31 protein-coding genes are annotated in these 22755 nt (G+C 68.0%); 14 read left to right on the top strand and 17 right to left on the bottom strand.

Annotated elements, in window-relative coordinates:
• Positions 1-3 precede the first annotated feature (3 nt).
• A complete protein-coding gene (locus ACFVWR_RS06170) occupies positions 4-441 on the bottom strand; it encodes a family 1 glycosylhydrolase (protein WP_387209100.1) in 438 nt (145 codons plus the stop codon).
• Between the two features lie 63 nt (positions 442-504).
• Between ACFVWR_RS06170 and ACFVWR_RS06165 the strand changes: the two genes are divergently transcribed.
• Together ACFVWR_RS06165 and ACFVWR_RS06160 are read left to right on the top strand one after the other, a co-directional pair.
• Entirely contained in the window at positions 505-747 is a 243-nt protein-coding gene (locus tag ACFVWR_RS06165; protein ID WP_387209098.1) for a hypothetical protein, read from the top strand.
• Between the two features lie 80 nt (positions 748-827).
• Positions 828-2060 (top strand): ATP-binding protein, encoded by a 1233-nt coding sequence (locus tag ACFVWR_RS06160; RefSeq protein ID WP_387209096.1) that lies wholly within the window; start codon positions 828-830, stop codon positions 2058-2060.
• A 43-nt stretch (positions 2061-2103) separates the two neighbouring features.
• Here the strand turns inward: ACFVWR_RS06160 and ACFVWR_RS06155 are convergent, their stop codons facing one another.
• The 5 genes from ACFVWR_RS06155 to ACFVWR_RS06135 form a co-directional block, all read right to left on the bottom strand.
• Complete coding sequence (locus ACFVWR_RS06155; RefSeq protein ID WP_387209092.1) at positions 2104-2313, bottom strand: hypothetical protein; 210 nt, start codon at positions 2311-2313, stop codon at positions 2104-2106.
• A gap of 24 nt (positions 2314-2337) precedes the next feature.
• Positions 2338-2481 (bottom strand): SDR family oxidoreductase, encoded by a 144-nt coding sequence (locus ACFVWR_RS06150; RefSeq protein ID WP_387209090.1) that lies wholly within the window; start codon positions 2479-2481, stop codon positions 2338-2340.
• 7 nt (positions 2482-2488) lie between these two features.
• A complete protein-coding gene (locus ACFVWR_RS06145) occupies positions 2489-2686 on the bottom strand; it encodes an SDR family NAD(P)-dependent oxidoreductase (protein WP_387209088.1) in 198 nt (65 codons plus the stop codon).
• Positions 2687-2706: 20 nt separating this feature from the next.
• Positions 2707-3609: a zinc-binding alcohol dehydrogenase family protein gene (locus ACFVWR_RS06140; RefSeq protein ID WP_387209116.1), complete on the bottom strand. Its 903-nt coding sequence runs from the start codon at positions 3607-3609 to the stop codon at positions 2707-2709.
• Between the two features lie 209 nt (positions 3610-3818).
• Entirely contained in the window at positions 3819-4622 is an 804-nt protein-coding gene (locus tag ACFVWR_RS06135) for an alpha/beta hydrolase (RefSeq protein ID WP_387209086.1), read from the bottom strand.
• Positions 4623-4789: 167 nt separating this feature from the next.
• On the opposite strand from ACFVWR_RS06135, the gene ACFVWR_RS06130 reads away from it, so the two are divergent.
• Positions 4790-5257 carry a MarR family winged helix-turn-helix transcriptional regulator gene (locus ACFVWR_RS06130; RefSeq protein WP_387209084.1) on the top strand — a complete coding sequence of 156 codons (468 nt, stop codon included), beginning with the start codon at positions 4790-4792 and terminating at the stop codon, positions 5255-5257.
• Positions 5258-5310: 53 nt separating this feature from the next.
• On the opposite strand, the gene ACFVWR_RS06125 is transcribed toward ACFVWR_RS06130, so the two are convergent.
• Positions 5311-6111: a metalloregulator ArsR/SmtB family transcription factor gene (locus ACFVWR_RS06125; protein ID WP_387209082.1), complete on the bottom strand. Its 801-nt coding sequence runs from the start codon at positions 6109-6111 to the stop codon at positions 5311-5313.
• Positions 6112-6153: 42 nt separating this feature from the next.
• On the opposite strand from ACFVWR_RS06125, the gene ACFVWR_RS06120 reads away from it, so the two are divergent.
• Positions 6154-6645, top strand: coding sequence for an SRPBCC domain-containing protein (locus tag ACFVWR_RS06120; RefSeq protein WP_387209114.1), 492 nt, complete (start codon positions 6154-6156; stop codon positions 6643-6645).
• A gap of 50 nt (positions 6646-6695) precedes the next feature.
• Here ACFVWR_RS06120 and ACFVWR_RS06115 read toward each other — a convergent pair whose 3' ends face one another.
• Positions 6696-7349, bottom strand: coding sequence for a TetR/AcrR family transcriptional regulator (locus ACFVWR_RS06115; RefSeq protein WP_387209080.1), 654 nt, complete (start codon positions 7347-7349; stop codon positions 6696-6698).
• 56 nt (positions 7350-7405) lie between these two features.
• On the opposite strand from ACFVWR_RS06115, the gene ACFVWR_RS06110 reads away from it, so the two are divergent.
• Both ACFVWR_RS06110 and ACFVWR_RS06105 read left to right on the top strand, forming a co-directional pair.
• Positions 7406-8221, top strand: coding sequence for an oxidoreductase (locus ACFVWR_RS06110; protein WP_387209078.1), 816 nt, complete (start codon positions 7406-7408; stop codon positions 8219-8221).
• Between the two features lie 126 nt (positions 8222-8347).
• Positions 8348-8764, top strand: a complete 417-nt coding sequence (locus ACFVWR_RS06105; protein ID WP_387209076.1) for a pyridoxamine 5'-phosphate oxidase family protein — start codon at positions 8348-8350, stop codon at positions 8762-8764.
• Between the two features lie 23 nt (positions 8765-8787).
• Here ACFVWR_RS06105 and ACFVWR_RS06100 read toward each other — a convergent pair whose 3' ends face one another.
• Genes ACFVWR_RS06100 through ACFVWR_RS06090 form a run of 3 tightly spaced genes read right to left on the bottom strand, consistent with a single transcriptional unit; the run spans position 8788 to position 11028 of the window.
• Positions 8788-9225: a VOC family protein gene (locus ACFVWR_RS06100; protein ID WP_387209074.1), complete on the bottom strand. Its 438-nt coding sequence runs from the start codon at positions 9223-9225 to the stop codon at positions 8788-8790.
• Positions 9225-9788 (bottom strand): dihydrofolate reductase family protein, encoded by a 564-nt coding sequence (locus ACFVWR_RS06095; protein WP_387209072.1) that lies wholly within the window; start codon positions 9786-9788, stop codon positions 9225-9227. The genes ACFVWR_RS06100 and ACFVWR_RS06095 overlap by 1 nt, the downstream gene beginning before the upstream one ends.
• Before the next feature lie 13 nt (positions 9789-9801).
• Positions 9802-11028 carry a hypothetical protein gene (locus tag ACFVWR_RS06090; RefSeq protein ID WP_387209070.1) on the bottom strand — a complete coding sequence of 409 codons (1227 nt, stop codon included), beginning with the start codon at positions 11026-11028 and terminating at the stop codon, positions 9802-9804.
• Between the two features lie 73 nt (positions 11029-11101).
• On the opposite strand from ACFVWR_RS06090, the gene ACFVWR_RS06085 reads away from it, so the two are divergent.
• Positions 11102-11980: a LysR family transcriptional regulator gene (locus ACFVWR_RS06085; RefSeq protein ID WP_387209068.1), complete on the top strand. Its 879-nt coding sequence runs from the start codon at positions 11102-11104 to the stop codon at positions 11978-11980.
• Positions 11981-11996: 16 nt separating this feature from the next.
• Here the strand turns inward: ACFVWR_RS06085 and ACFVWR_RS06080 are convergent, their stop codons facing one another.
• The gene (locus ACFVWR_RS06080; RefSeq protein WP_387209066.1) at positions 11997-13430 is read right to left on the bottom strand and encodes a PLP-dependent aminotransferase family protein; all 1434 of its coding nucleotides are present in this window, start codon (positions 13428-13430) and stop codon (positions 11997-11999) included.
• Positions 13431-13477: 47 nt separating this feature from the next.
• Between ACFVWR_RS06080 and ACFVWR_RS06075 the strand changes: the two genes are divergently transcribed.
• Complete coding sequence (locus tag ACFVWR_RS06075; protein WP_387209064.1) at positions 13478-14662, top strand: MFS transporter; 1185 nt, start codon at positions 13478-13480, stop codon at positions 14660-14662.
• Positions 14663-14703: 41 nt separating this feature from the next.
• Positions 14704-15246: a dihydrofolate reductase family protein gene (locus ACFVWR_RS06070; protein WP_387209062.1), complete on the top strand. Its 543-nt coding sequence runs from the start codon at positions 14704-14706 to the stop codon at positions 15244-15246.
• Here the strand turns inward: ACFVWR_RS06070 and ACFVWR_RS06065 are convergent.
• Positions 15215-15580 (bottom strand): DoxX family protein, encoded by a 366-nt coding sequence (locus tag ACFVWR_RS06065; protein ID WP_387209060.1) that lies wholly within the window; start codon positions 15578-15580, stop codon positions 15215-15217. The genes ACFVWR_RS06070 and ACFVWR_RS06065 overlap by 32 nt on opposite strands.
• Before the next feature lie 96 nt (positions 15581-15676).
• On the opposite strand from ACFVWR_RS06065, the gene ACFVWR_RS06060 reads away from it, so the two are divergent.
• Positions 15677-16069: a winged helix-turn-helix transcriptional regulator gene (locus tag ACFVWR_RS06060; RefSeq protein ID WP_387209058.1), complete on the top strand. Its 393-nt coding sequence runs from the start codon at positions 15677-15679 to the stop codon at positions 16067-16069.
• A 383-nt stretch (positions 16070-16452) separates the two neighbouring features.
• Here ACFVWR_RS06060 and ACFVWR_RS06055 read toward each other — a convergent pair whose 3' ends face one another.
• The 4 genes from ACFVWR_RS06055 to ACFVWR_RS06040 all read right to left on the bottom strand — a co-directional run bounded on the left by ACFVWR_RS06055 (position 16453) and on the right by ACFVWR_RS06040 (position 19577).
• Positions 16453-17268: a cytochrome c oxidase assembly protein gene (locus tag ACFVWR_RS06055; RefSeq protein WP_387209056.1), complete on the bottom strand. Its 816-nt coding sequence runs from the start codon at positions 17266-17268 to the stop codon at positions 16453-16455.
• Positions 17269-17613: 345 nt separating this feature from the next.
• Entirely contained in the window at positions 17614-18027 is a 414-nt protein-coding gene (locus tag ACFVWR_RS06050) for a cupin domain-containing protein (protein ID WP_387209054.1), read from the bottom strand.
• Positions 18028-18055: 28 nt separating this feature from the next.
• Entirely contained in the window at positions 18056-19078 is a 1023-nt protein-coding gene (locus ACFVWR_RS06045; protein WP_387209052.1) for a zinc-dependent alcohol dehydrogenase family protein, read from the bottom strand.
• Between the two features lie 151 nt (positions 19079-19229).
• Positions 19230-19577, bottom strand: coding sequence for a gamma-glutamylcyclotransferase family protein (locus ACFVWR_RS06040; protein WP_387209050.1), 348 nt, complete (start codon positions 19575-19577; stop codon positions 19230-19232).
• Positions 19578-19664: 87 nt separating this feature from the next.
• Here ACFVWR_RS06040 and ACFVWR_RS06035 point away from each other — a divergent pair, with 87 nt between their 5' ends.
• From ACFVWR_RS06035 to ACFVWR_RS06020, 4 genes are all read left to right on the top strand, one after another.
• Complete coding sequence (locus ACFVWR_RS06035) at positions 19665-19940, top strand: hypothetical protein (RefSeq protein WP_387209048.1); 276 nt, start codon at positions 19665-19667, stop codon at positions 19938-19940.
• A gap of 146 nt (positions 19941-20086) precedes the next feature.
• A complete protein-coding gene (locus ACFVWR_RS06030; RefSeq protein WP_387209046.1) occupies positions 20087-21610 on the top strand; it encodes an ATP-dependent DNA ligase in 1524 nt (507 codons plus the stop codon).
• A gap of 62 nt (positions 21611-21672) precedes the next feature.
• Positions 21673-21828 carry a hypothetical protein gene (locus ACFVWR_RS06025; protein ID WP_387209044.1) on the top strand — a complete coding sequence of 52 codons (156 nt, stop codon included), beginning with the start codon at positions 21673-21675 and terminating at the stop codon, positions 21826-21828.
• Positions 21829-21855: 27 nt separating this feature from the next.
• Complete coding sequence (locus tag ACFVWR_RS06020; RefSeq protein ID WP_387209042.1) at positions 21856-22734, top strand: hypothetical protein; 879 nt, start codon at positions 21856-21858, stop codon at positions 22732-22734.
• Positions 22735-22755: the final 21 nt, after the last annotated feature.

Genomic DNA, 22755 nt, shown 5'->3' with positions numbered 1-22755 from the left:
GTTCTAGCCGCCGGCGGGAACCGTCACAGTCTCCTGCAGGCTCAGGATGCGATGCTCATCGATGAGATCGCGGTACCAATGGGCGCAGCGCTTCGGGATGCGCTCAAGGGTGGAGAAATCGAGCTTGACGATTCCATACTTCTTGCTGAAGCCAGCTCCCACTCGACGTTGTCCATCAGGCTCAACAGGTAGTAGCCGACGCACGTCCAATCCCTCCCCGACCGCGCGATCGATCCACTTCAAGAAGCCATTCACATACCGGATGCGCTCTTCATCTCCGAGGGGACGGGTTTCTGGCCGGGCGCCGGGTCGGTCGATCGTCCGTACCGGATCTCCTGGCGCACCTGGTGGCCCGAGGAGGTCCCCACGGACGATGAAGCACTCGCCCTCATCGCCCCGATCAACCAGATCGACGTCCTCTTCGCGCACGACGCTCTCCACGGTGAACTACAACGCCCTGCGCACCAAGCCGCAGCACTGGGTCAGATAGTTGTCCTGGGTGCGATGAGCAACCAGAATCCGCCGTTTCCGGCCGTCCTCGACCTGACGAGTGATGATGCCTACAACGTCATCACGGCGGCATTAGCCGAATACGCGAGTCGATGCGACGACGACGTAGAGGCCGCCGATGACCACGCGCGCCTCTACAACCGCCCTGTGGATCCCCTGGCCGACAGATTCCGCCAGAAGGCCGCGGTAGCGAGGCGGCGTCTCGATGACATCGAGCGGCAGCTATCCGAGTCCTGATCGCGCTCCGAACCGAAGACGCCGGAGTCAACGGGCTGATAACTTTATCAAACAGCCCCTCTCCTGATAAACTTATCAACGTGCGCGATTCACTCGACAACCCGTTCAGCCCCGGCTCCGACACCGTTCCAGCCGTCTGGGCCGGCCGCACCGAACAGCTCAGCGACTGGCGGGACATCGTCCGCCCCCGCAGGCTCTCCGGGCTCCCCGAACGGGGACGCACCATCCTCGGCGAACCGGGGCTCGGCAAGTCCACCCTCATACGCCGCATAGCCGAGGAAGCGAGTGCCGCGGGAGACTGGGTCACGCCCCAGCTGCGCATCCCCTCCGGCACAGACCCGTTGAAGCTTGTCGCTACCGCCGTGCTGAAGCTCGCAGAGCAGGCTGGCCTCGCCTCCTCGCGTGAGAAGCGCATCGGCGAGGCCATCTCCCGGGTGCAGGCTGTGGCCGCCGCCGGTGTCTCGCTCACCCTCCGCGGTACGGACGGGCCCGAACCATACACATCGCTCACTGAGCTGCTCGTAGAGGTGGGTATCGCGGCAATCGCGAGCGGGCACGTCATGGTGCTGATCCACATCGACGAGATCCAGAACATCACCGATGACAAGGCCCTCTCTCAGCTGCTCATCGCGCTCGGCGACGCGCTCACCCACGAAGTCGAAGTCACCGTGCCTGGCGGCGCACTCGTCAGCCGCTCACTCCCTATCGCGGTCTACCTCACTGGGTTGCCCGACTTCGAGGACATGGCCGGCGCCCGCAAGGGGGCGACCTTCGCTCGCCGGTTCAAGACCGCCACACTAAGCGCGATCGACGAGCTGGACCTGGCTGAGGCCCTGCAGGAGTTCGTGCTCGATGGTTGGGAGGTCGCAGACGGCGCCGGCGGCACCGCCAGGATCCGCATGGAGCCAGAGGCAGCCTCCCTCATCACCGAGATCTGCCGCGGCGAGCCGTTCCTGTTCCAGCTCGCAGGCGAGCAGGCTTGGTACGCCGGTCGCGGTGACACCATCACCGCCGACGAGGTTCGCGCCGGATGGCGTGGCGCGCAGCGCGAGGCAACCGCCCACGTCGAGCGCATCCTCGAGCGCCTGCCAGGCAAGGAACGACAGTTCTTGCAGACGATGGCCGGGCTGCCAGCCGCCGACCGCACCCTTACCCATATCGCACAGCTGATGGGTCTCGCGAAGGCCACCGACGCCGGTCCCACCTCGCAGCGACTCGACACCGTCCGCGGAATCATCGAGCGCGGCCGCCCCTACACGTTCCGTCACCGCGCAGTCGAGGCGCTGCTCACCAGCGACTGGCCGAACCTCTGACGAGCGGAAGGACCCCTCGGCTGTCGGTCGCAGTGGCGAGCCGCTACCGCCTGCCGAGCGGGAGCAGGCCCTCGAACTTGACGATGTCCTCGACGAGCTCGTCGGATTCGCCCGTCGTCATCCGGGCCGGTGTGAGGGCGAGAATGTCTTCCCTGAACACGCGGCCGATACCTCGCACGAAGTGGTGACTGATGCGGGAGCCGCGATGCTCCTGAGACGTCGCCCGGCTCGAGAACGAACTGGTCGCTCGCACAGGGTCAGTGAGTGCACAACAGCCTCAGTGAGCAAACTGCCCCGCGACATAGCTCGCACGATCGCTGAGCAACCAGGCGGCCGCTTCGGCAACCTCGTCGGGCTGCCCGACTCGGCCCAGCGCCGCGAGCGAGCTGAGGTGGTCGATGATGCTCGGAGTTGCTGCCAACCGACCATCATGTCGGACATCGTCGCTCCGGGAGCGATCGCGTTGATCCGGATCCCGCCGTGTCCGTACTCGCTGACGCTGCGCAGGTCATCGCGACGACAGCGGCTTTGGCGGTGCCGTAAATGCTTTGACCCGGGGCTCCGAATGTGCTTCCGATGCTGCTGACGTTCACGATGCTTCCACCTGTGGGCGCTGACACCAGCATCGCTCTCAGCTCGGCTCGCATCAGTCCGGTCGCTGGGCCGAGGGCGTCAGCACGATCTTCCCCGAGGCCTCTCGGCTTTCCAGGCGGCGGTGGGCCTCGCCAGCTGCCTCCAAGGGAAGACTCTCGACCGGCACGCTCACCGATCCTGAGCGCACGAGTTCGACAGCTCGGGCCGCCAGAGGGCGCATACGTTCAGGCGTGGCCTCGAGAAGCGCCGCGATGTTCAACCCGACGACCCCGGTGCTACTCAGCCACAGGTCGTTGGTTCCGACGAGCACCTGCTCCGAGTCTGACGCGTTACCGACCGCGACCAAACGCCCCAGGGGCCGCAGCATCCCGAGAGCGACGACCCTCGTGGCACCGCCGACGGGATCCACGACGACGTCGAACCGTGCAGTTTCGCTGGACAACTGGTCGGTGAGCAGAACCTCGTCATATCCCAGAGAGACGGCCTGCTCGACGCTACCCGGCCGGGTGACGACGCCGGTCACTTTGCCTGCGCCGAGCGCTTTCGCAACCGAAGGGAACACGCTCGCAAGACCGCCGGTGGCGCCGAGGACCAACACTTCGTCCTCCGCACGCAGACGTGCCGCGCTGTCCAACGCCGCCAGTGCTGTGATGACGTTCGGGAGGGTGGCGACAGCGATGGCCGGCGCGATCGGTTCCACGCCCTCGCCGTCGAGTGGAAGAACGATGCTTGCTGGGACTACGGCGATCTCCGCGTAGCCCGACGTGCCGGGGCGACTCAGTGTGACGACCGGCTGGCCCGGGACCAGTCCCTCCACGTCTTCTCCGACCCCGACGATCCGGCCGGCCACCTCGATGCCGGGGATGAACGGAACAGGGACAAGGCCGCCCAGGCCGTCGCGGCGGAACAACACATCGATGAGACCCACTGCCGCCGCCTGCACCGCGATACTCACGTGGCCCCGGCCCGGCGCAGGCACCGGGACTTCTGCAAGGCGTAAAACGTCCGGTCCGCCGTACTGCTCAACAACGATCGCGCGCACCTAGTACATCCCCTGTCTGCTGGTCGGCTTCCACTATGGCACCGACTCGTCGGGACCAGCCTCGGTGGACTCACCATAACCGTGGCCGCTCATCGGCATCCGGAGCTCATCGACGGGCTGATCTACACCGCTGCGCCGATGCGTTGGGTGATGAAGAGGGCGGCCCGGTCCAGGGCTTGGTCGGCTTCGTCGATCGTGCCGACGAATGCGGGGAAGACATGGGGCACGTCGGCTACGACGTCGAGTATCACGTCGACGCCGGCTTCTCGGGCTCGCGCTGCCAGGCGCACGGAGTCGTCGAGCAACAACTCGTTGGTGCCCACTTGCAGAAGGATCGGCGGGAAACCGGATAGGTCGGCGAGGACTGCTGGTGCGAGAAGCGGATCGCGTGCCGGGTCGCGCCCATTCAGGTAGAGATCTCCGGTGCGCTTCAGACCCTCCCCGGTGAAGAGTGGGTCGACGCCGTTCTTCGTGGTCACCGATGCGCCGGAGCGTGTGTGGTCCAAGCCGGGCGAGAAGGCGACGATTCCGGCCGGCATCGGCAGTCCCGCGTTCCGTGCAGCGAGGAGCGAAGTGATCGCGAGTCCACCGCCCGCGGAGTCACCGGCCAGAATGATCGACTCGGGAGCGAGGCCACTGTCGAGGAGACCTCGATAGGCAGCGAGACAGTCCTCGATGCCGGCGGGGAACGGATGCTCCGGGGCGAGTCGGTAGTCGAGCGAGACGGCTCGTACGCCCGTCCGCAGGACCAGGTGGGCGGTCAACGCCATAGCGGTCTCCGGCGACCCGAGCGAGAAGGAACCGCCGTGGAAGTAGAGCAGAGTGCCGGGGCGTGCCCTCTCTGCGGGATCCACCTGGACCGCTGGACGACCTCCGAGCCTCACCGGGGTGCGGACGACGCCGGCCGGGACCGGAAAAGTGCTCATGAAGCGCTCGAATCCCACGCGCATTTGTTCCACTGAAGTGGGACCGCTCGCCGCTGGTATGGCCCGGAGGTCTGCGTCGAGTGCCCGCCGTTGTTCTCTGTTCATCGTCTCTCCCTGATCGCCGCGTGCAACTGCATGCCGAGGCATGTACCTATAAACTACATGCCATGGCAACTAAATCGGCACGCGAGGCGGCGGACCGCTTCTTTGACGATCTGGTGCGTTGTGAAACGCGCCTGTACAACGGTTTGGGCGACAGCTTGGCTCGTGAGCACGGTATCGCCACCTCCCAGTTGGAGTTCTTGCGCTACTTCCGCGATCATCCCGGATCGCGCGTGGTGGACGTCGCAGCGAACTTCGCGGCCGGGATGGGCGCTATCAGCAAAGGCGTCGATCGCCTCGAGGCACGAGGCCTGGTCGTTCGGCACCCGAATCCCGCGGACGGACGATCATCCCTGGTCAGCCTCACCGACGCAGGCGCCGATCTGGTCGCCGCGGCAGAGCACACGTTCCACGAGCGATTGTCCGAGCTCATATCTACGCTCACTCCTGACCAGGTCTCGACCATCGGTGAGGCACTTGCCGCGTTGCGCGCGGCGCTGGAGCGAGACCGGGTCGGGCAACCCGCCGGATAGGCGGGCCAAGGATCGGCCGGCAGGTTGCGGCCACATCGTCTGTTCGGTCCTCGTTAAGGCAGCCGCCGATCTTGTAGCAGCGCGGCCAGGTTTTGGAGCAGCTGTCCCCAGCCGATCTCGAGTCCGCCCAGCGCCGATGCCGCATCCGGGCTGGTGTCGTCGACGCGGATGGTGAGTAGCAGGTCGGTCGTGTTGTCTGTGGCGCTCGTGAACTCGGCACGGTAGACCGCCGAGAAGAGGGGGGACCCGTCTGGCCCGAGGGGGGCGAGTTCGAACTCCAGCAGCGTCCCCGGCTCGGCGGCGAGCATCCGGCCGGCGGAGTCGTATTCTGCGCCGTCACCCTCGCGGAGGGACATTCGCACCTCCGCGCCTGGCTCAAGCGGCATCGCGAACTCCGAGACGACGAAGTGATCGGGCGCCCACCAGCGTGACGCAACGCCAGGATCGATCCAGGCCGTCCACGCCTCCGCCTGTCCAGCGTTGAGGTGGCGACGCAGCTGCAGTGTTCGGGCACCGCCCACTCCGCTCCCGGCTCGGTGAGTCTCCCGGTGCACAGAAGCGGCGTAATCGCGCAGCAGATCGTCGTCGGCTCCCGGCTCGGCAAGCTCACCGAGGTGCTCGGCGAGCGATCGAAGCGCCTCGCGTTCAAGCGAGGCGAGCCGCCGTCGCCCCAGCCGGTGCAGAGCGATGACACCGGCAGACTCCAGCGTCTGCAGGTGCTTGGTGGTCTGCGGCTGCAACGCCGAGAGCGCGGATGCGATCTCGCCGACGGTGCGTGGACCTTCAGCCAGCAGACTCACGATTCGGTAGCGCTGCGGTTCGGCGATGGCCACGAGCACCTGCTGAAAATCCATGAGACCACTCCTTGACATATTCGTTGTGACGAATATATCGTGATGCCAATCGAGATGAATGGACGACACGCTATGCACACCATCGAACGCCTCATCCCCACCACCCGCGACCGTGTGTGGCAGCTGTGGACCACGCCCGAGGGCATCAGCAGCTGGTGGGCACCCGAGGGCTTCCGCACAGACGTCGAACAACTCGAGCTGCACGCAGGTGGCGAGTTGGTTTACACGATGACAGCCGTGGCGCCCGAGCAGATCGCCTTCATGGAGCAGTACGGGATGCCCCTAGCCACGCAGTCGCGGAAGGTTTTCACCGAGGTGGCCGGCCCCGACCGTCTTGCCTACCGTTCCCTGATCGACTTCGTGCCCGATCACGAACCCTACGAACAACTCACCGAAATCGATCTTGTCGAGGCCGAGGGCGGCACACGCATCGTGATGCACATGGAGCCGCTGCACGACGATGTCTGGACCGAGCGGCTCATCGCCGGCCGGACGAACGAGCTCGACAACCTGGCCCACCTCGTCGAGCAATAAAGAGGACCCTCGCCGTCCGCGGTCGGCGATGAAGTGAGCTAGCCGAGTGGTTACGCCCGGATGCCGCGGAGCACGGTGTCGACGGCGAAGTCGAGTTCGAGCCGAGCATCCGAGACGTCCTGCGTGCCCGCCGCGGCCAGTCGTGGGAAGCGGGCCGCCACCGCCTCAGCCAGCCAGGGCGTCGGGGCGGCGCCGCGCAGGCTCATTTCGAGCGACGCATACGTGCGCACGAGGCTGTCCAGCAGTAACGCGAGGCGGAGCGCGTCGATATCGCTCTGATCCGCAATCGCACCCACCAGCGCGTCGATCCAGGCGTACGCGCGGGGCTGGGTGGGCATCCGCTTCGGCGTGACCTCGCACAACCAGGCGTGCTCCGCGTAGCGGTCGGCGAGCAGAGACGCCCACGCACGGCAGCGCTGTCGCCAGTCGTCGCCAGGGATGGGCGGAGGATCGCCGACCGCTGCATCCACCATCAACTCGACCAGCTCCGCCTTGGAGTCGACGTAGCGATACACCGCCGTCGTGGTCATGCCGAGGCGGTCGGCCACCCTGCCGAGCGAGATGCTGTCGAGTCCGGCCTCGTCGGCGAGCTCGACTGCTGCCGCGGCGAGCTGGGCGGGGCTCCAGCGCGCCTTCGGGCCGCGGACGGCGGGAGCATCCAGACCCCAGAGCTGCCGGAGCGCGCGATCCTCTTGACTGTGCATACCATTCACTGTAACGTCCTTATCTGTGAACGACATTCACAGATAAGGACTTTCTCATGACCAGGATTCTGATCACCGGAGCCTCCTCCGGCATCGGCGCACGCACCGCGGCACTGCTCGCCGCAGGCGGCGCCACCGTGTACGGCGCCGCCCGCACCACGAGCGCGATCGCGAGCATCCCGGGCGTCACCCCGCTCGCCGTCGATCTCACCGATGAGGTTTCGATCCGGGCTGCGGTCGACACGGCGACCCGGCTCGCAGGCGGGGTGGACGTGCTCGTCAACTGCGCCGGCTACGGCGAATTCGGAAGCGTCGAGGAGACCTCGCTCGCCGACGCACGACGACAGCTCGAGGTGAACGTCGTCGGCGCCGTCGGGCTCATCCAGGCCGTGCTGCCGGGGATGCGCGCGAAGCGTCGCGGCCGGATCGTCAACGTCTCCTCGCTCGCCGGAGAGTTCGCCGCACCTCTGGGCGGCTGGTACCACGCGTCGAAGTTCGCCATCGAGGCACTCTCCGACTCGCTGCGCGGCGAGGTCGCCCGGTTCGGCATCGACGTGGCGGTGGTTCAGCCGAGCTACGTGGCGACGGGCTGGCACGACGACGCGATGGAGCACCTCGAGCGGGCATCCGCACACGGACCGTACGCATCCATGGCCGCCGCGATGCGCCGGTATTTCGCCAACCCGGCGCTCGCCAAACCGTTCACCAGCCCGGACGCGGTCGCCGCGCTGATCGCCAAGGCCGCGCTGGCCAAGAAGCCGCGCACGCGCTACCGGATCGGCCCCGGCTCGAACATCGCCGTCGCCCTCGCGACGATTCTTCCCGACCGCACCTTCGACGCGCTCACCCGCAAACAGTTCGGCTATCCGTAACCCGACGCCGTGACCGCCCTCGCTGCTTCGCGCTGAGAAGGAACACTCGTGGACATGCTCATCTCCCTCGCCGCCAGCGGACTGAGACGAGAAAGGCACGGATCAGCGACTGGTTACACTGCATCCATGGATCGATCCGAACTGATTGGGTACGTGCGGGAGCACGGCGATGGTGTCGTGTCGACGGTCGACGCCGACGGTGCTCCGCAAGCGGCGTACTTGTCTGTTGCGGCGACGGATGGCGGCGACCTGGTCTTCGATGCCCGTCCGTCTTCGCGGAAGGTGGCGAATATACGGCGCGACCCGCGCGTTGCCGTGGTGATCGGCGGAGCCGACGGCACGACTCTGCAATGCGAGGGCGTCGCCGATGAGCCCGGAGGCGAAGAACTCGAGCGGTGCGCTGCTGCGTACTTGTCGGCTTTTCCGCAGTTCGCAGCGTCTCTGGCATCCGGAGTGACGATCGTTCGGGTACGGCTGTCGTGGGCTCGACACAGTGACCTTCGCGGAGAGAACGCTCTCGTGCGCAACGTCGATCTGGACTGAACAAGAACGCCGCCCAGCCGGCCTCAGCTCCGCTTGAGCTCCTGAGCGAACATGACGAGGATTCCGCTCGGCCCACGCAGGTAGGTGAGCTTGTAGAAGTCCTCGTAGGTTGCGACACCCCGAAGCGGATGGCAGCCGTGCCTGGCGGCGATGGCGAGAGCCTCGTCGATGTCGTCGACGGTGAAGGCGACCCGGTGCATCCCGATCTCGTTGGGGAGCGTCGGCTCGGTACCGATCGCATCCGGGTGGATGTACTCGAAGAACTCGAGACGGCCGTGACCGTCGGGCGTCTGCAGTACCGCGATCTTGGCGTGGTTGCCGTCCAGACCAACAGCGGTGTCGGCCCACTCACCGCTGACGGTGTCGCGGCCGAGGATGGTCAGGCCGAGGTCGGTGAAGAATGTGATCGCCTCTTCGATGTCGCGCACGGCGATGCCGACGTTGTCGAGTCTGATGGCCATCAGTTCTTCACCTCGTAGCGGAGCAGCACCACGCCGTTGTCGAACCCGGAGGCTTCGATGAGGGCGAGGTCGCGCCGGTCTTGGAAGAAGCGGCGGCCGGCGCCGCGCGTCGACGGGCACACCAGCATCCGCACTTCGTCGATGAGGCCCTCGTCGAAAAGCGACTGCATCAGGGTGAGGCTGCCCCACAGCCACAGGTGCTTGCCGTCCTGCTGTTTCAGCTCGCGGATGGTCGAGGCCGGATCGGGCGTCACGGTGCCGGCGGAGAAATCACCCCACGGTGCTTCGTCGAGGGTGGTGGATGCGACGACCTTGGTGAGCTCGTTGAGCTTGCGGCCGTACTCCCCCTGGTCGGTGGCGGTGGCCCATCCGGTCGACTGCTTGTAGGTGGTGGCACCGAGGATCATCGTGTCGACCGAGTTGATGAGCTCCATGGAGCTGTCACGGAACGGCGTGCTTCTGCTGTCGTCGAAAGGTTCCCCCGAGACGAAGCTGAGGCCGCCATCCTCCTCGGCCACGATGTTGTCGAGTGTCACCCACTGCTGGGCGATCAGTTTTCGCATGGTTGTGATCCTTTCAGTGCGTCGCGGTTGCGATCGGCGGTCGGGGTGAGACGGTCTGCGCCGCTCGGCGGAGACCCGGGGTGAGAAGCAGGGAGACGGCCACCGAGCATACGCTCAGCACCGCGATGGCCTGGCCCGCCGGGATGAACTCGGCCAGGGCACCCGCGAGGGCGGCGGCCAGCCCCTGGAAGGCGACGCGGGCGGACGATTCGGCTCCGAGCAGCTGACCTGTCAGGCGCGGCGGGGTGAGCGTCACCAGGAGTTCCTGTTGGCCGAGCGACGCGGCGTACCCCAGGGAGGCGAGGCCCACCATCGCCGCGGCGACCGCGAGAGGTGGATGCCACAAGAAGACGAGGAACGGCAGCGGCAACAGGAAACGGAGCCACACGGTGGCCACCCGTCGTCCCGGGGCCGTGAGGACTCGGCCCATCAACACATCGCCGGCGAGCATCCCTGCCGCGCCCGTCATGAAGAACACCGCGGCCGAGCCCGGGGAGTAGGAGACGAACAACGCCTCGCATCCGGCCACCAGGCCATTGGGAACGCAGAGGGCGATCAGCAACCAACGTGTCGAGGGCTGCCGCAAGAGGATGGCGTTGCCGGCCCAGGTGGCGCGGAAGCCGGGACGACCCGCGCGCCGAGCGGGGTGCGCACCGATCCCGAACCAGCTGACGGCCGCTGCCGAGACGGAGGTCGCAGCGGCGACCCAGAACCCGGTCGACGGCTGCACCAGACCCGACAGCGCGCCGCCGATCGCGAAACCGACGACCTGCATCGCGCCGACCGAGACGTTCATGGCCGACCGCGCCAGCGCGTATTGCCCGGCCGGGACGACCTCAGAGAGCAGTCCCCAGCGGGCGCCGCTCGCGATCGACAGCACGACCGAGGTCGCGACGACCAGGAGAAGCCGTGCGCTCGGCGCGACATCGAGCACGGCCTGCGCCGTGAACGCCGCCGCCATCACCGCTGCCGCCGCCGTCAACAGAACCCGGGGCGACACGGTGTCGGCCGCCGACATGAGGGTGCTCGCCCCGAGCAGCTGCGCAAGCGACGGCCCGAAGACGACCAGGGCCGTCAGAAAGGCGGAGCCCGACTCTGCGTGCACGAGGAGTCCGAGAACGAGGCCTGCCATCGAGGTTGCCGCAGTGCTCAGTGCGCTTCCGGCCCACAGCGCACGGAACTCGCGGCGACGGAAGAGGTCGCCGTATCCGCTCGCGCTCGTTGTACTCGATCCGTCCATACCTCGATGCTTCCGCCGGCGCTCGCATCGATCAAGGCAAGGATTCCACCGCATCCATCGGTATAGTCGATGAATGGAAGTGAACCAGCTTCGCGTCATGGACGCCGTCGCCCGAACAGGCTCCATCACCGCCGCCGCCGAAGAGCTCCACTACGCCCAAGCTTCGGTCAGCCACCACCTGGCTCGGCTGCAGGAGCACGTCGGTGCGGCCCTCACCGCCCGCCGCGGGCGCGGCATCGTGCTCACCCCCGAAGGCGAACTGCTGGCTGTGCGCGCCCGCGAGATTCTCCGCCGCCTGGATGAGACGGAGTCCGAGGTCACGGCGCTCAGCCGACAGCTGCGCAGCAGGCTCCGCATCGCCGCCTTCCAGTCGGCGCTTCTCGAACTCGTTCCGCCGGCACTCCAGCAGTTGCAGGGCACCTACCAGGACATCGCTCTGGAGCTGAGGGAGAGCCACCCCATCGACGCGCTCGACCTGGTGCGCCGCAATGAGGTGGATGTGGCCCTCATGCACCGACCGGACGACGCACCCGTCGGCGACGAGTTCGCGGCCGTCAAGCTTTACAACGACCCGGTCTACCTGTTGAGCACGACGCCGAACGACTCGGTGGCCAACCACCGCGACTCGAGCTGGATCGCCGGCTGCGACCGCTGCCAGGCAGGCATCGAAGCCGTGTGCCTGGCCGAAGGGTTCCAGCCGAGGATCTCGCTGCGCACCGAAGACATCAACATCCAAGCCTCCTTCGTCGCCGCCGGGCTCGGCGTCATCACCATGCCGGGAACCGCCCTCCGCTCCCTCGACATGCGGAGACTCTCCGCCAGCCCGCTGCCGAACGCGCGCCGAAGAGTGTGGGCTGTCACCCGGCGATCGGCCGGCGCCGGGATCGCTCGCGACTTCATCGACGCGGTCGCGACCGCGACCGCGGGCAGGGACGGTTCACGGCCGAGCTGAGCGGAACGCCGTGTCGTCAGCGGAGCAGGTCGGCGACGGCGTCGATCCCCGCGTGAATCGCCTCCACCGGGGTGTTGCCGAAGCCGAAGACGAGCTGCGGAGGCTGATCGCTGCGTGTGGAGCGGTAGCTGCTCATCCCGTAGAGGCCGACGCCCCGCTCGCGCGCCGCGCCGACGATCCGCTGTTCGTCCGCTCCGTCGGGCAAGTGGGCGACAGCGTGGAACCCGGCGGCGAGACCGGTGAGCCGGATGTGGGGTGCCCGCGCACGCAGGGCCGTCGCCAACGCGTCGCGGCGCGCGCCGTAGAGCGCCCGCATCCGTCGAAGGTGACGGTCGTAGCGCCCGGATTCCATCAGCCGGGCGAGCGCGATCTGGTCGAGGGAGGGCGCACCGCGGTCGGCGGTCTCCTTCGCCGCCTTCAGATCGCCGGCCAGGTGGCGGGGCGCGACCGCCCAGCCCAGGCGAAGCGCGGGAGCGATCGACTTGCTCACCGTGCCGAGGGTGACCACGCGATCGGGTGCGAGGCCTTGCAGGGAGCCGACCGGCTCACGATCGTAACGGAACTCGGCGTCGTAGTCGTCTTCGACGATGATCGCGTCGCGACGTTCCGCCCAGTCGAGCAACTGCAGCCGCCGGTCGGCGGCGAGGACGACGCCCGTCGGCCACTGATGCGCGGGCGTGAGCACGACGACGCGTGCGCCGCTCGCGTCGAGGGCTGCCACGTCGATGCCCTCGTCGTCGACGGGTACGGGGACGGCCGAACCGTCCGCCGCCTCCGCCGCCCGGGTCACCGTGCCGATCGAGCCCGGATCCTCGACCGCGACCAGCGACATCCGGCGCCGTGACAGCGCCCGAAGGGTCAGCACGAGGCCTTGGGCGAATCCGGCGCAGACGACGACCTGGTCGGGGCCGGCGCTCATCCCCCGCACCCGGCGAAGATACGCTGACACCACCGTGCGGAGGGCCGGATCGCCACGCGGGTCTCCATAGTCGAACGCGGCGTTCGGCGCCGATCGCGTCGCCTCCCGGAGCGCCCACATCCAGTCGTCGCGCGGGACAGCGCCGAGATCGGGGACACCGGATGCGAAATCCGCGACCCAGAGCCGGGCGGCTGCGGGAGACGGGTCGGCATCGCCTGCCGGAGCCTCGCCCGCCGGAGCCGCCGTGAACGATTCCCGGGGCAACTCGGCCACCCGTGTGGCAGCTCCGGTCTGCGCCACCAGGTATCCCTCGGAGCGGAGCTGCTCGTAGCAATCCTGAACCGTGCCCCGCGAGACGCCGAGGCTGCTCGCGAAGTCTCGCGACGATGGCAGCCGTTCGCCCGGGCCGAGCCTTCCGGTCTGGATGGCGCTGCGGAGCTGGGTCTGAAGCTGCGCGCGCAACGGCTCCGTCGACCCGCGATTCAGCTGGATCAGGAGCTCGGGACCGGAATTGGACCACTCCACCGCCATGGCATTGGATCTTACCGCCAGGCCACCACGTTCCTAGTGTCGACTTCATGACCACGATGACTCTCGGAACCACCGCTCCTTCCGCCCACCGGCCCCGGCTGATCAGCCGGGCACTTCTGCTGCGCTTCGTGTCGATCGTCGCCTGCTCGGTGAGCTTCTTCCTCCCGCTGGCGGTCGTGCCGGTGCTCGCCGAAGGCTCCTCCCCGGTCGCGGGCGGTTTGGCCAACGGGGCGCTGCTGGGCGCGACGGTCGCTGGGGAGCTTGCTTCTCCCTGGCTGATGCGGCGACTCGGTGCGCGTGCCGTGCTGGCGGCCGGCTTGGTTCTGCTCGGCGCCCCGACGTTTCTGCTGTTGACCTCGACCTCCGTTCAGTCCTTCGTGGGCATCGGAGTGCTCCGCGGGCTCGGTTTCGCCCTCGCGATCGTCGCCGGAGGCGCGGTCACCGCCGCACTGGTGCCCGCCGAGCGTCGCGGCGAAGGGCTCGCGATCGCCGGACTGGTGAGCGCCGTCCCATCCCTCGCCGCCCTGCCACTCGGCATGGCGATCACCTCCGCCACCGGCCCGGCCACCGTCTTCATCATCGCCGGAGCGGCACCACTGCTGGCCGTGGCCAGCGTCGTCGGACTGCCCGGCCGCGTGCAGCGCGCGGGTCGCCCCGTTGCGGACTCGCGCGCCTCCGGCATCGTCGCCGGTCTCCGGTCGCCGGGACTGCTCCGGCCGGCGATCGTGTTCGCCGCCTCCGCCGCCGTGGCCGGTGCGGTCGTCACCTGCCTTCCCGGCGCGCTTGCCGGCGGCGCCGTTTCCCTCGCCCCCGCGGTTCTCCTGCTGCCACCGGCGACGGCCGCCGGTGGCCGCTGGGTCGCCGGCCGTTACGGGGACCGAGTCGGCCATCGGCGCCTGTTCGTGCCCGGCATCCTGCTCTCGGCCGCGGGCACCGCCGCGATGGCGGCAACGGCCGACGCGACGCTCGTGCTGATCGGCGCAGCGCTCTTCGGTGTCGGCTTCGGCGCACTGCAGAATGCCACGATCTCAGCCATGTACGAGCGCGCCGACGACGCGCAGTACGGCACCGTCAGCGCTCTCTGGAACGCCGGCTACGACGGCGGCATGGCCGTCGGCGCCCTCGGCATCAGCACGCTGGGGGCACTCATCGGCGACGCTCCGGCTTTCCTCGCCCTCGCTCTCGCGCTACCGCTCGTGCTCATCCTGGTCCGCCGCGCCCCCGCTGCGTGACCACGAACCATCAACCATCAACCGAAGAGAAGGAAACAATCATGGGAACTCTCACCGTCGCGATGTTCATGACCCTGGACGGCTTCACCGAGACGCCGCAAGGCGACCTCATCTCGCCGGACTGGTCGGACGAGATGCAACAGTATTGGTCGGGCGCCAACGCGCACGAAGGCCAGCCGCTGCTGTACGGGCGCACTGCGTTCGAGTTCAACTCGGCCTACTGGCCGACCGCCGACGTCGACAGCAACCCCGACGACTATCGCGCATTCGCTCGCACCATGAACGCGCTGCCGAAGGTCGTTCTCTCCAACGGTCTCGGCGAGGTCGGCTGGAACGCCACCGTCGAGCGCGGCCCCCTCGCGGAGGCCGTCGGGCGAATCAAGCACAGCCATGACGGTGAGATCGTCGCGGTGGGCGGGATCTCGATCGCCACCGCCTGGTGTCGGCGCGGACCATCGACACCGGCGCGCTCCTGCTCGACTACGACACGGTGCGTTCGGTCGGCGACTGAGCCGCCGGCGCTCTGGTCGGCGGATGCAGTGCATCCGGCAGCTAGAGCCAGACGGTCGCGAGCCAGATCGTGACGGCGGCCAGCACGAGCAGTCCGACGTTCAGGCCGATCTGCCGGGATTCGCCGCGTGCGAGGTGAAGTGCCGTCGCCGCAATCTGCACGAGCACGAGGCCGGAGGCGGCGAGGAGCGCGAGCCAGGGCGCGATGCCAGTCAGGGGCGGCAGGATGAGGCCGATCGCCGCGAGCACTTCGAGCGCGCCGATCGCGCGCACGGCCGGCATCGGCGTCTTGTCGACCCACTTCATCATCGGCCGGAGGCTCTCCCGGCTGCGGACGACCTTCACCGCCCCCGAGTAGAGGTAGAAGACGGCGAGCAGTGCGGCGGCGATCCAGTAGGCGACGAACATTGACGATTCCTTCGGTTACGGTTTGTAAGCAACCCCATCGTGCGTGATCGGCGGGACGCTTACAAAAGGCACACGGGTGTAAGGAAGGAACAACGAATGAACGCGTCCGGCTACGAACACAGCTGCATGATCCGCGGTGACGGCGGCGCGGCCATCCGGGGCATCCTCGACCGGATCTGCGACAAGTGGACCCTGCTCATCGTGACGACCCTCGAGAACGGCCGGATGCGGTTCACGGAACTGCAGCGACACATCCCCGGCGTCTCGCAGCGGATGCTCTCACTCACCCTGCGCAACCTCGAGCGCGACGGGCTGATCACCCGCACGGCCTACGCCGAGGTGCCGCCGCGCGTCGAATACGAGCTCACCGACCGCGGCGCCAGCCTCATCAGCCCGGCGCTCGCGCTGGCGAGCTGGGCGATCGAGCACAATCCGGGCATCGAGGCGAGTCGTCGCGCCCACGACGGCGCGAAGGCCGCGCAAGCCTGACCCGCGCCCGGTCGCGGCGAGCGTTGCCGTTGCCCTTGCCGTTGCCCTCGGATGTGGCCGTTCCGGTCGAGTGTGGCAGGCACACCTGCCGCACTCGACCGGAACAGGCACACTCGCAAAAGGCCGCCGGTCAGGGCCTGTAGTCCTCGGGCTTCTCGTAGAGCCTCCGGGCCGATTCGTCTGCCGAATGGGAACCCTTGAAACCGCTCCCGAGAATCAAGAGAATCGCGCCCAGGCGGGCTGCGGCAAGGTTCAGAACACGGCCCAACGACTTCCATACGCCGTTCGAACGCTTGGACACGTGCACCCCCGAGTGATGAGAACTCATCGTACGCCCCGCGTCGGCGCCGACGCCAGAACGGTGTGCGGTCGCCGGGCGCGCCTCACCCGCGGCGCTCGAGGTGGGCGCGGTTGAGCGCGTCCAGCTCTTCGTCGGTGAGCCCGTCCATCCGGTCGGCTTCGCGACGGTCGAGACGCATCCAGCGCACGAACAGGATGATCAGGATGGGCACGTCGGCGATCTCAGCGATGAACCAGAGCAGGTCGCCCGAGAGATGCTGGTCGTGCAGAGCGGTGGGAAACCAGAACGGCATCCGGCCGACGATCGCCGGCGCGTGATCGAGGATGCCGTCGTTCAGCCGCAGCACCAGGCCGGGCACGGCGTCGAGGAGCAGTTCGACGAAGGCCAGCAGAAACTCCACCGTGACGAAGAAGCCGGTGCGGATGACCGAGTGCGCCGCGATCGGCAGCACGAGCAGCAGGCCCGCCAGCGGAGTGATCACCGAGATCGTCCACTCCGACCAGGGGGAGTCGCGCAGAACCGCCGCGACCGGGGTGAGGAAGACGAGGAACACGGCGCAGGCGAAGACGGGCGCGAAGATCGCATTGCCGAACAGACGCACCGGCCGGGAGCGCAGCACGCGCTCGACGCGGAGCCGTCCCAGCGTTTCGAGAGCCGCCCGCGCGAGCGCGATCGGACGGCCGATGCTGACGAGAGCAGGCACAACGAAGATCAGCAGCGCGATCCGCGTGGTGAAGGCCCATCGGAGGTCCGTGCTCTCCGTCCCCAGAAAGCCGAACGAGACGACCGCGTACGAGCCGAGACCGAGCAGCAGAAAAGCCGCCGTCAGCCGTGCCGGCCACCGGTGCCCGTGGCGTCTCAGCCGGGCCACCCCCATCAGGTAGAGGGCGGCGGCCACGATGAGAAGACCGGCCGCCGCCGGGTCGAACGACCAGGTGGCGATGAAGGTTGCGGCGGGTGGCGTGATGACTCCGATCCGAGACCGCGAGTGCGGGCATCGGAGAGCGTAACCACCGCAGACTGGAAATTGCCCCAGGGATGCCGGCCGAATCCATGTCGGGTTTGAGACGTCTTCGCAAGGAGATACGTATCCATGGCCGGCCGGGCATCCCGGGCAGAAACGACACTACGGCGCGGGGGCTGCTGTCCTCAATTTGGTGGACAGAAACCGTCAACAATTGACGGGGAACGAAGCTGTCGACACTCTCAGGGAGGCGTGCGAACCGGATGGCGGCGGGAGGCCTCAGGTCGCCGAAGCCGTGCCGTTGTACTCGTCGTCGGTGATGTGTTCCTTCCACACCGTGGTCGCGGCCGGGTCGTCGGCGCTCTCGAGCATCGCGATGTGCTCCATGAAGCAGCCAGGCGCCGCCGCGTGCCAGTGGTCCTGGCCGGGAGGCGTGTCGAGGGTCTGGCCGGGGTGAACCTCGATGATGGTGCCGTCGCGGTCGCCGAACCGCGCGACGCCCTGGGTCACGCGCAGATACTGTCCGCGCGCGTGCGAGTGCCAGGCCGTGCGGGCGCCAGGTGCGAAGCGCACGGTCGCGACCGTCATCCGCTGATCGCCCTCGTGGGGAACGGCGATCACGTCGAGCCAGACATCGCCGGCGAACTGCTCCGGCGGGTTCTTCGCTGTCGGCTGGGTGGGTTCGATGTTCATGGGGCTCCTTCTTTCTGTTCGCGCAGATTCAGACGGTGAGCAGCACCTTGATTGCGCGGCGCTCATCCATCGCTCGGTAGCCCTCGTCCGCATCCTCGAGCGGAAGAGTCAGGTCGAAAACGGCTCCCGGGTCGATCGCGCCGTGCATGATGAGCCCGATCAGCTCGGGCAGGAAGCGGCGAACGGGAGCCGGCCCGCCGTGCAGGTGCACCCCGGAGAAGAACAGTTCGAGGCCGGGCAGCTCGACATCGTGCGAGACGCCGACGTAGCCGACATGACCGCCGGGCCGGGTGGAACGGATGGCCTGCATCATCGACTCCTGCGTGCCGACCGCCTCGATGACGGAGTGGGCGCCCAGACCACCGGTGAGTTCCTTGATCTTCGCCACGCCGGCGTCGCCGCGTTCTTCGACGACATCCGTCGCCCCGAACGTTCGGGCGAGAGCCTGCCGGTCGGCGTGGCGGCTCATGGCGATGATGCGTTCCGCTCCGAGCTGTTTGGCCGCGAGGATGCCGAGCAGGCCGACCGCACCGTCGCCCACCACGGCGACCGTCTTACCGGGGCCCGCCTCGGCGGCGACAGCGGCGAACCAGCCGGTTCCGAGCACATCCGATGCCGCCAGCAGGCCCGGGATCTGCTCGGGGGTCGGCGCGCTCGGGGTGGCGACGAGGGTGCCGTCGGCCAGGGGCACGCGCAACAGCTCGGCCTGCGTGCCGAGGGAGCCCATACCGACCGCGTGCACGCACCGCGACTGGTAGCCGGCCCGGCAGATCTCGCAGGTGTTGTCGGATGCGAAGAACGAACCGACAACGAAGTCGCCGACCTTCACGGTGGTCACCTCATCGCCGACCTGCTCGACGATGCCGACGTATTCGTGCCCCATCGGCGTCGGACCGTTCACCGGCTCGATCCCGCGGTACGGCCAGAGGTCGGAGCCGCAGATGCACGCGGCCTCGACCCGGATGATCGCGTCGGTCGGCTGCTCGATCGTCGGGTCTTCGCGCTCCTCGACGCGAACGTCCCCTGGGGCGTGCATGATCACTCCGCGCATCGATGTGCTCCTTCTGTTGGTTCGTTCTGTCTGTTCGTCGGACGCCCTCCAGTCAACTCCGCCGCGTGGGCAGGAGGGAGCTTCTGTCGAGACGTGTACTGGCAGGGAACCTCAGGTGGCGGGGAGACCGCGCTCACCCGCACGCACGGCGCTACGACGCAGTGTCGCCGAGCGCGTAGACCCACGCCTGCCTGCCCGACCTCAAGGGAAAGCTCACGCGCACGTAAGCCTCCACCTCGTAGGCGTCGGCGGCGGCGAGCTGGGCGTCGTCGAGGGTGAAGACGGTCCCATCGACGGTGGCGGTGGGGTCGGAGCTGGGGATGAGGGCGGGATGCACATCCGACCCGCTCGCGGCGATGACGGACGGATCTGTGATGCGCAGTTCGCTGAGCTCGAAACCGATCACCGCATCCGGCTCACCAGGGATCGGGCCGCCGAAGACGGCCTGCTGCACGCTCGGCAATCGGAGGGTTCCATAAGAGAACAGCAGGTGCGCCATGGCCTCAACGCTAGCGCCGCGGGTGCGCTCGCGCTCGCGCACCCTGGGCTGTAGCGCGGGTGCGCCGTTCGGCACTAGCGTCGCAGCATGGATGACGTTCGTACCTATACCGCGGTGCTCCAGCGCTCCCACGGGGCCGACATCGACGTGCCGGGAGTGGCCTTCACCGGCAACGGCCTTCCGCAACGCACGTACGGACGCACGACCATCCTGCTGAACGGGAATCAGCTCGAGGAGACCTACGAGCTGGCAGACCCGGAAGAGGCGGGCGGCGCGCGCTACCGCTACCGGCTCACCGGTTCCGAAGAGGTCGGCGAGGAGAACGTGTTCGGCGAGAGTTCGTTCGGGGAGTCTGGCTTCTAGGGCTGTGGACGGATGCCCTGTGTGAAAAGCCGGTGTTTTGGGGCGACACGCGGGTGAGACGTCCGGCGTGACGGAAAAATGCGGGGCAGACGGCGGGAATACCGGCGCCACTCGTGGCCGTCGGAGGCCGGTGGTTGACTGGTGCCGTGCTGCTCGACGAGCTCGTCAAGACCTCAGAAACCGTCGCATCCACCCGGTCACGATTGGCCAAGGTGGATGCGCTCGCCACCCTGCTCAGCCGGCTCGAACCGGAGGAGATCGCGCCGGCCGTCGGATTCTTGATCGGCAAGGCCCACCAGGGCCGGGTCGGCGTTGGCTGGCGTGGCGTCTCGGCTGCCTTCGGTGCACCCGCCGCGTCGCCGACCCTGTCGGTGGGCGATCTCGACGCGCTGTTCGACCGGCTCGCCGCCGCATCCGGGACGGGATCGACCATCGGCCGCAGCACGGAGCTGCGCGAGTTCAGCGAGCGGGCCACCGAGCGTGAGCAGGACTTCTTCGGGCGCGTTCTGCTCGGCGAGATGCGCACGGGGGCGTTGGAGGGGGTGCTGATGGATGCCGTCGCCCGCGCCGCCGACAGACCGGGAGACTCCGTGCGGCGCGCCGCCATGCTCTCGGGAGATCTCGGCGAGACAGCACGGCTGGCGCTCACCGGCACGGCAGCGGAGCTCGACGCCGTCGGGCTCGTCGTCGGCCGCCCCGTGCTCCCGATGCTCGCCTCCTCGGCGACCAGCGCGGCCTCCGCGCTCGACACGACGGGCATGGCCTCCGTGGAGTTCAAGCTCGACGGCGCGCGCATCCAGGTCCATCGTCGGGGCGACGATGTGCGGGTGTTCACGCGCAGCCTCGCCGACATCACGCACCGCGTGCCGGAGGTCGTCGAAGTGGTGCGTCGCCTGCCCGTGCGCGACGTCATCCTCGACGGAGAGACCCTTTCGCTCGACGAAGACGGCGCACCCCGGCCGTTCCAGGAGACGATGTCTCGGTTCGGCGCGGATGCCGCCCGCGAGACGCTGCTGCATCCGTGGTTCTTCGACGTGCTGCACGTCGACGGTCGAGACCTCATCGACGAGCCGCTGTCGACCCGGCTGGCCGAGCTGGAGCGCGTGGCAGGCGAGCACCGCATCCCCGGCGAGGTCACCGACGACCCTGAGGTCGCCGAGCGCGTGGCACAGGACGCGCTCGCCGCCGGGCAGGAGGGCGTGGTGGTGAAAGCGATCGGCGCCCCCTATGCCGCCGGCCGACGCGGGTCGAGTTGGATCAAGGTGAAGCCGGTGCACACCTACGACCTCGTCGTGCTCGCCTGCGAATGGGGCTCCGGCCGACGGCAGGGCTGGCTCTCGAACATCCATCTCGGCGCCCTCGATCCGACAGGGGAGTTCGGCGAGCCCGGCGGCTTCGTGATGGTCGGCAAGACGTTCAAAGGGCTCACCGACGACCTGCTTCGCTGGCAGACGGAGCACTTTCAGGAGATCGAGGTGCGCCGCACCGCAGGCACGGTCTGGGTCGCCCCGACGACGGTGGTCGAGATCGCCATCGACGGTGTGCAGCGCTCGAGCCGCTATCCGGGCGGCATCGCCCTCCGGTTCGCCCGGGTGAAGCGCTACCGCGACGACAAACCGCCCGCCGAGGCCGACACGATCCAGACGTTGCGCGCCCTGCTTCGCGCCTGAAGCACCGTTCGCCGGGGTCGGGTCGGGCGCGGTAGAGGAACACCCGCGTTGACAACGCGGCGATGCGCGCCGTCTTCTCCCGCAACGGGTACGTCAAAGAGGCCCACTACCGTGACGGCTGGCCGGTCGGCGACGGATTCGCCGACTCGGTCGCCTATGCCATGCTCCGCCGGGATTGGGAGGCGGGAGCCATGACACCGGTGCGCTGGGAGAGCTGAAGGCCCGGCGACCGGCGACAATGGGGTGTGCACAACCTAGGACTCCTCTTCGACGTCGACGGGCCGATCGCGAGCCCGATCACCCGCACCATCAACATCCGCAGCATCGTCACCGACCTCGTGTCGATGACGGCAGCCGGGGTGCCGATCGCCTTCATCACAGGGCGATCCGGAGACTTCATCCGGCACCAGGTGGTCGCCCCGCTGTGCGATGCCGGGCTGCAGGAGGCCCTCGAACAGCAGGGTTCGCGGATGTTCGGCGTGTTCGAGAAGGGCGGGGCGTGGGCACCGATCACCGGGGACGGGATGGGCGAGGTCACCGTCGACGAGTCGGTGGCCTTCGCGCCCGACGCGGTCGACAGCATCCGGCGGCTCGTGCGCGAACGGTTCGCCGACACCGTGTTCTTCGACGAGACCAAGCGCGCGATGATCTCGGTCGAGCAGCGCACCGACATCGACGCGTCGACGTTCGCCGAGGCCCAATCGCGTTTTCAAGACGAAGCCTTCGACCTGCTGACCGCTCAGGGGATCGGCCTGCGCTACGGCGAGCGCGTCTCGCCCGATGCGGCGGGCGAGGTGCCGTTCCGCATCGACCCCACGATCATCTCCACCGACATCGAATCGGTGCTGCTCGACAAAGACCGCGGCGCCCAGCGGGCCTTCGACTATTTCGCCGCGCGCGGGCCGCTGCCACGACGCTGGCGTTCGGTGGGAGATTCACGCAGCGACTACAAGATGGCCGACTTCGTGCACGACGCCGGCTACGACGTCGCCCACGTCGATGTGCGGCCCGCCGACGGCATCCTCGACCGCCCCTACGAAGTGATCACGATCGGGGATGCGATCCACGACACCGCGGGTGCCGAGTTCCTCGCACACTGGCGCAAGGAACTCGGGCTCGATTGACGCATACCAGTATTTTCTTCC

The sequence above is a fragment of the Leifsonia sp. NPDC058292 genome (genome assembly GCF_042880955.1).
Lineage (GTDB): Bacteria > Actinomycetota > Actinomycetes > Actinomycetales > Microbacteriaceae > Leifsonia.
The sequence above is the reverse complement of the archived record's forward strand: the minus strand, read 5'-3'. Positions and strand labels throughout refer to the sequence as shown.

Excerpts from the sequence above, each read along its gene's own strand:
- ACFVWR_RS06045 (WP_387209052.1), bottom strand. The coding sequence starts at position 19,078 with ATGCGCGGAGTGATCATGCACGCCCCAGGGGACGTTCGCGTCGAGGAG.
- ACFVWR_RS06110 (WP_387209078.1), top strand. The coding sequence starts at position 7,406 with ATGACCAGGATTCTGATCACCGGAGCCTCCTCCGGCATCGGCGCACGC.
- ACFVWR_RS06040 (WP_387209050.1), bottom strand. The coding sequence starts at position 19,577 with ATGGCGCACCTGCTGTTCTCTTATGGAACCCTCCGATTGCCGAGCGTG.
- ACFVWR_RS06090 (WP_387209070.1), bottom strand. The coding sequence starts at position 11,028 with ATGGACGGATCGAGTACAACGAGCGCGAGCGGATACGGCGACCTCTTC.
- ACFVWR_RS06135 (WP_387209086.1), bottom strand. The coding sequence starts at position 4,622 with ATGAGCACTTTTCCGGTCCCGGCCGGCGTCGTCCGCACCCCGGTGAGG.
- ACFVWR_RS06035 (WP_387209048.1), top strand. The coding sequence starts at position 19,665 with ATGGATGACGTTCGTACCTATACCGCGGTGCTCCAGCGCTCCCACGGG.
- ACFVWR_RS06165 (WP_387209098.1), top strand. The coding sequence starts at position 505 with ATGAGCAACCAGAATCCGCCGTTTCCGGCCGTCCTCGACCTGACGAGT.
- ACFVWR_RS06085 (WP_387209068.1), top strand. The coding sequence starts at position 11,102 with ATGGAAGTGAACCAGCTTCGCGTCATGGACGCCGTCGCCCGAACAGGC.
- ACFVWR_RS06105 (WP_387209076.1), top strand. The coding sequence starts at position 8,348 with ATGGATCGATCCGAACTGATTGGGTACGTGCGGGAGCACGGCGATGGT.
- ACFVWR_RS06065 (WP_387209060.1), bottom strand. The coding sequence starts at position 15,580 with ATGTTCGTCGCCTACTGGATCGCCGCCGCACTGCTCGCCGTCTTCTAC.
- ACFVWR_RS06070 (WP_387209062.1), top strand. The coding sequence starts at position 14,704 with ATGGGAACTCTCACCGTCGCGATGTTCATGACCCTGGACGGCTTCACC.
- ACFVWR_RS06125 (WP_387209082.1), bottom strand. The coding sequence starts at position 6,111 with ATGGATTTTCAGCAGGTGCTCGTGGCCATCGCCGAACCGCAGCGCTAC.
- ACFVWR_RS06120 (WP_387209114.1), top strand. The coding sequence starts at position 6,154 with ATGCCAATCGAGATGAATGGACGACACGCTATGCACACCATCGAACGC.
- ACFVWR_RS06080 (WP_387209066.1), bottom strand. The coding sequence starts at position 13,430 with ATGGCGGTGGAGTGGTCCAATTCCGGTCCCGAGCTCCTGATCCAGCTG.
- ACFVWR_RS06095 (WP_387209072.1), bottom strand. The coding sequence starts at position 9,788 with ATGCGAAAACTGATCGCCCAGCAGTGGGTGACACTCGACAACATCGTG.
- ACFVWR_RS06115 (WP_387209080.1), bottom strand. The coding sequence starts at position 7,349 with ATGCACAGTCAAGAGGATCGCGCGCTCCGGCAGCTCTGGGGTCTGGAT.
- ACFVWR_RS06075 (WP_387209064.1), top strand. The coding sequence starts at position 13,478 with ATGACCACGATGACTCTCGGAACCACCGCTCCTTCCGCCCACCGGCCC.
- ACFVWR_RS06025 (WP_387209044.1), top strand. The coding sequence starts at position 21,673 with ATGCGCGCCGTCTTCTCCCGCAACGGGTACGTCAAAGAGGCCCACTAC.
- ACFVWR_RS06050 (WP_387209054.1), bottom strand. The coding sequence starts at position 18,027 with ATGAACATCGAACCCACCCAGCCGACAGCGAAGAACCCGCCGGAGCAG.
- ACFVWR_RS06060 (WP_387209058.1), top strand. The coding sequence starts at position 15,677 with ATGAACGCGTCCGGCTACGAACACAGCTGCATGATCCGCGGTGACGGC.
- ACFVWR_RS06145 (WP_387209088.1), bottom strand. The coding sequence starts at position 2,686 with ATGCTGGTGTCAGCGCCCACAGGTGGAAGCATCGTGAACGTCAGCAGC.
- ACFVWR_RS06100 (WP_387209074.1), bottom strand. The coding sequence starts at position 9,225 with ATGGCCATCAGACTCGACAACGTCGGCATCGCCGTGCGCGACATCGAA.
- ACFVWR_RS06130 (WP_387209084.1), top strand. The coding sequence starts at position 4,790 with ATGGCAACTAAATCGGCACGCGAGGCGGCGGACCGCTTCTTTGACGAT.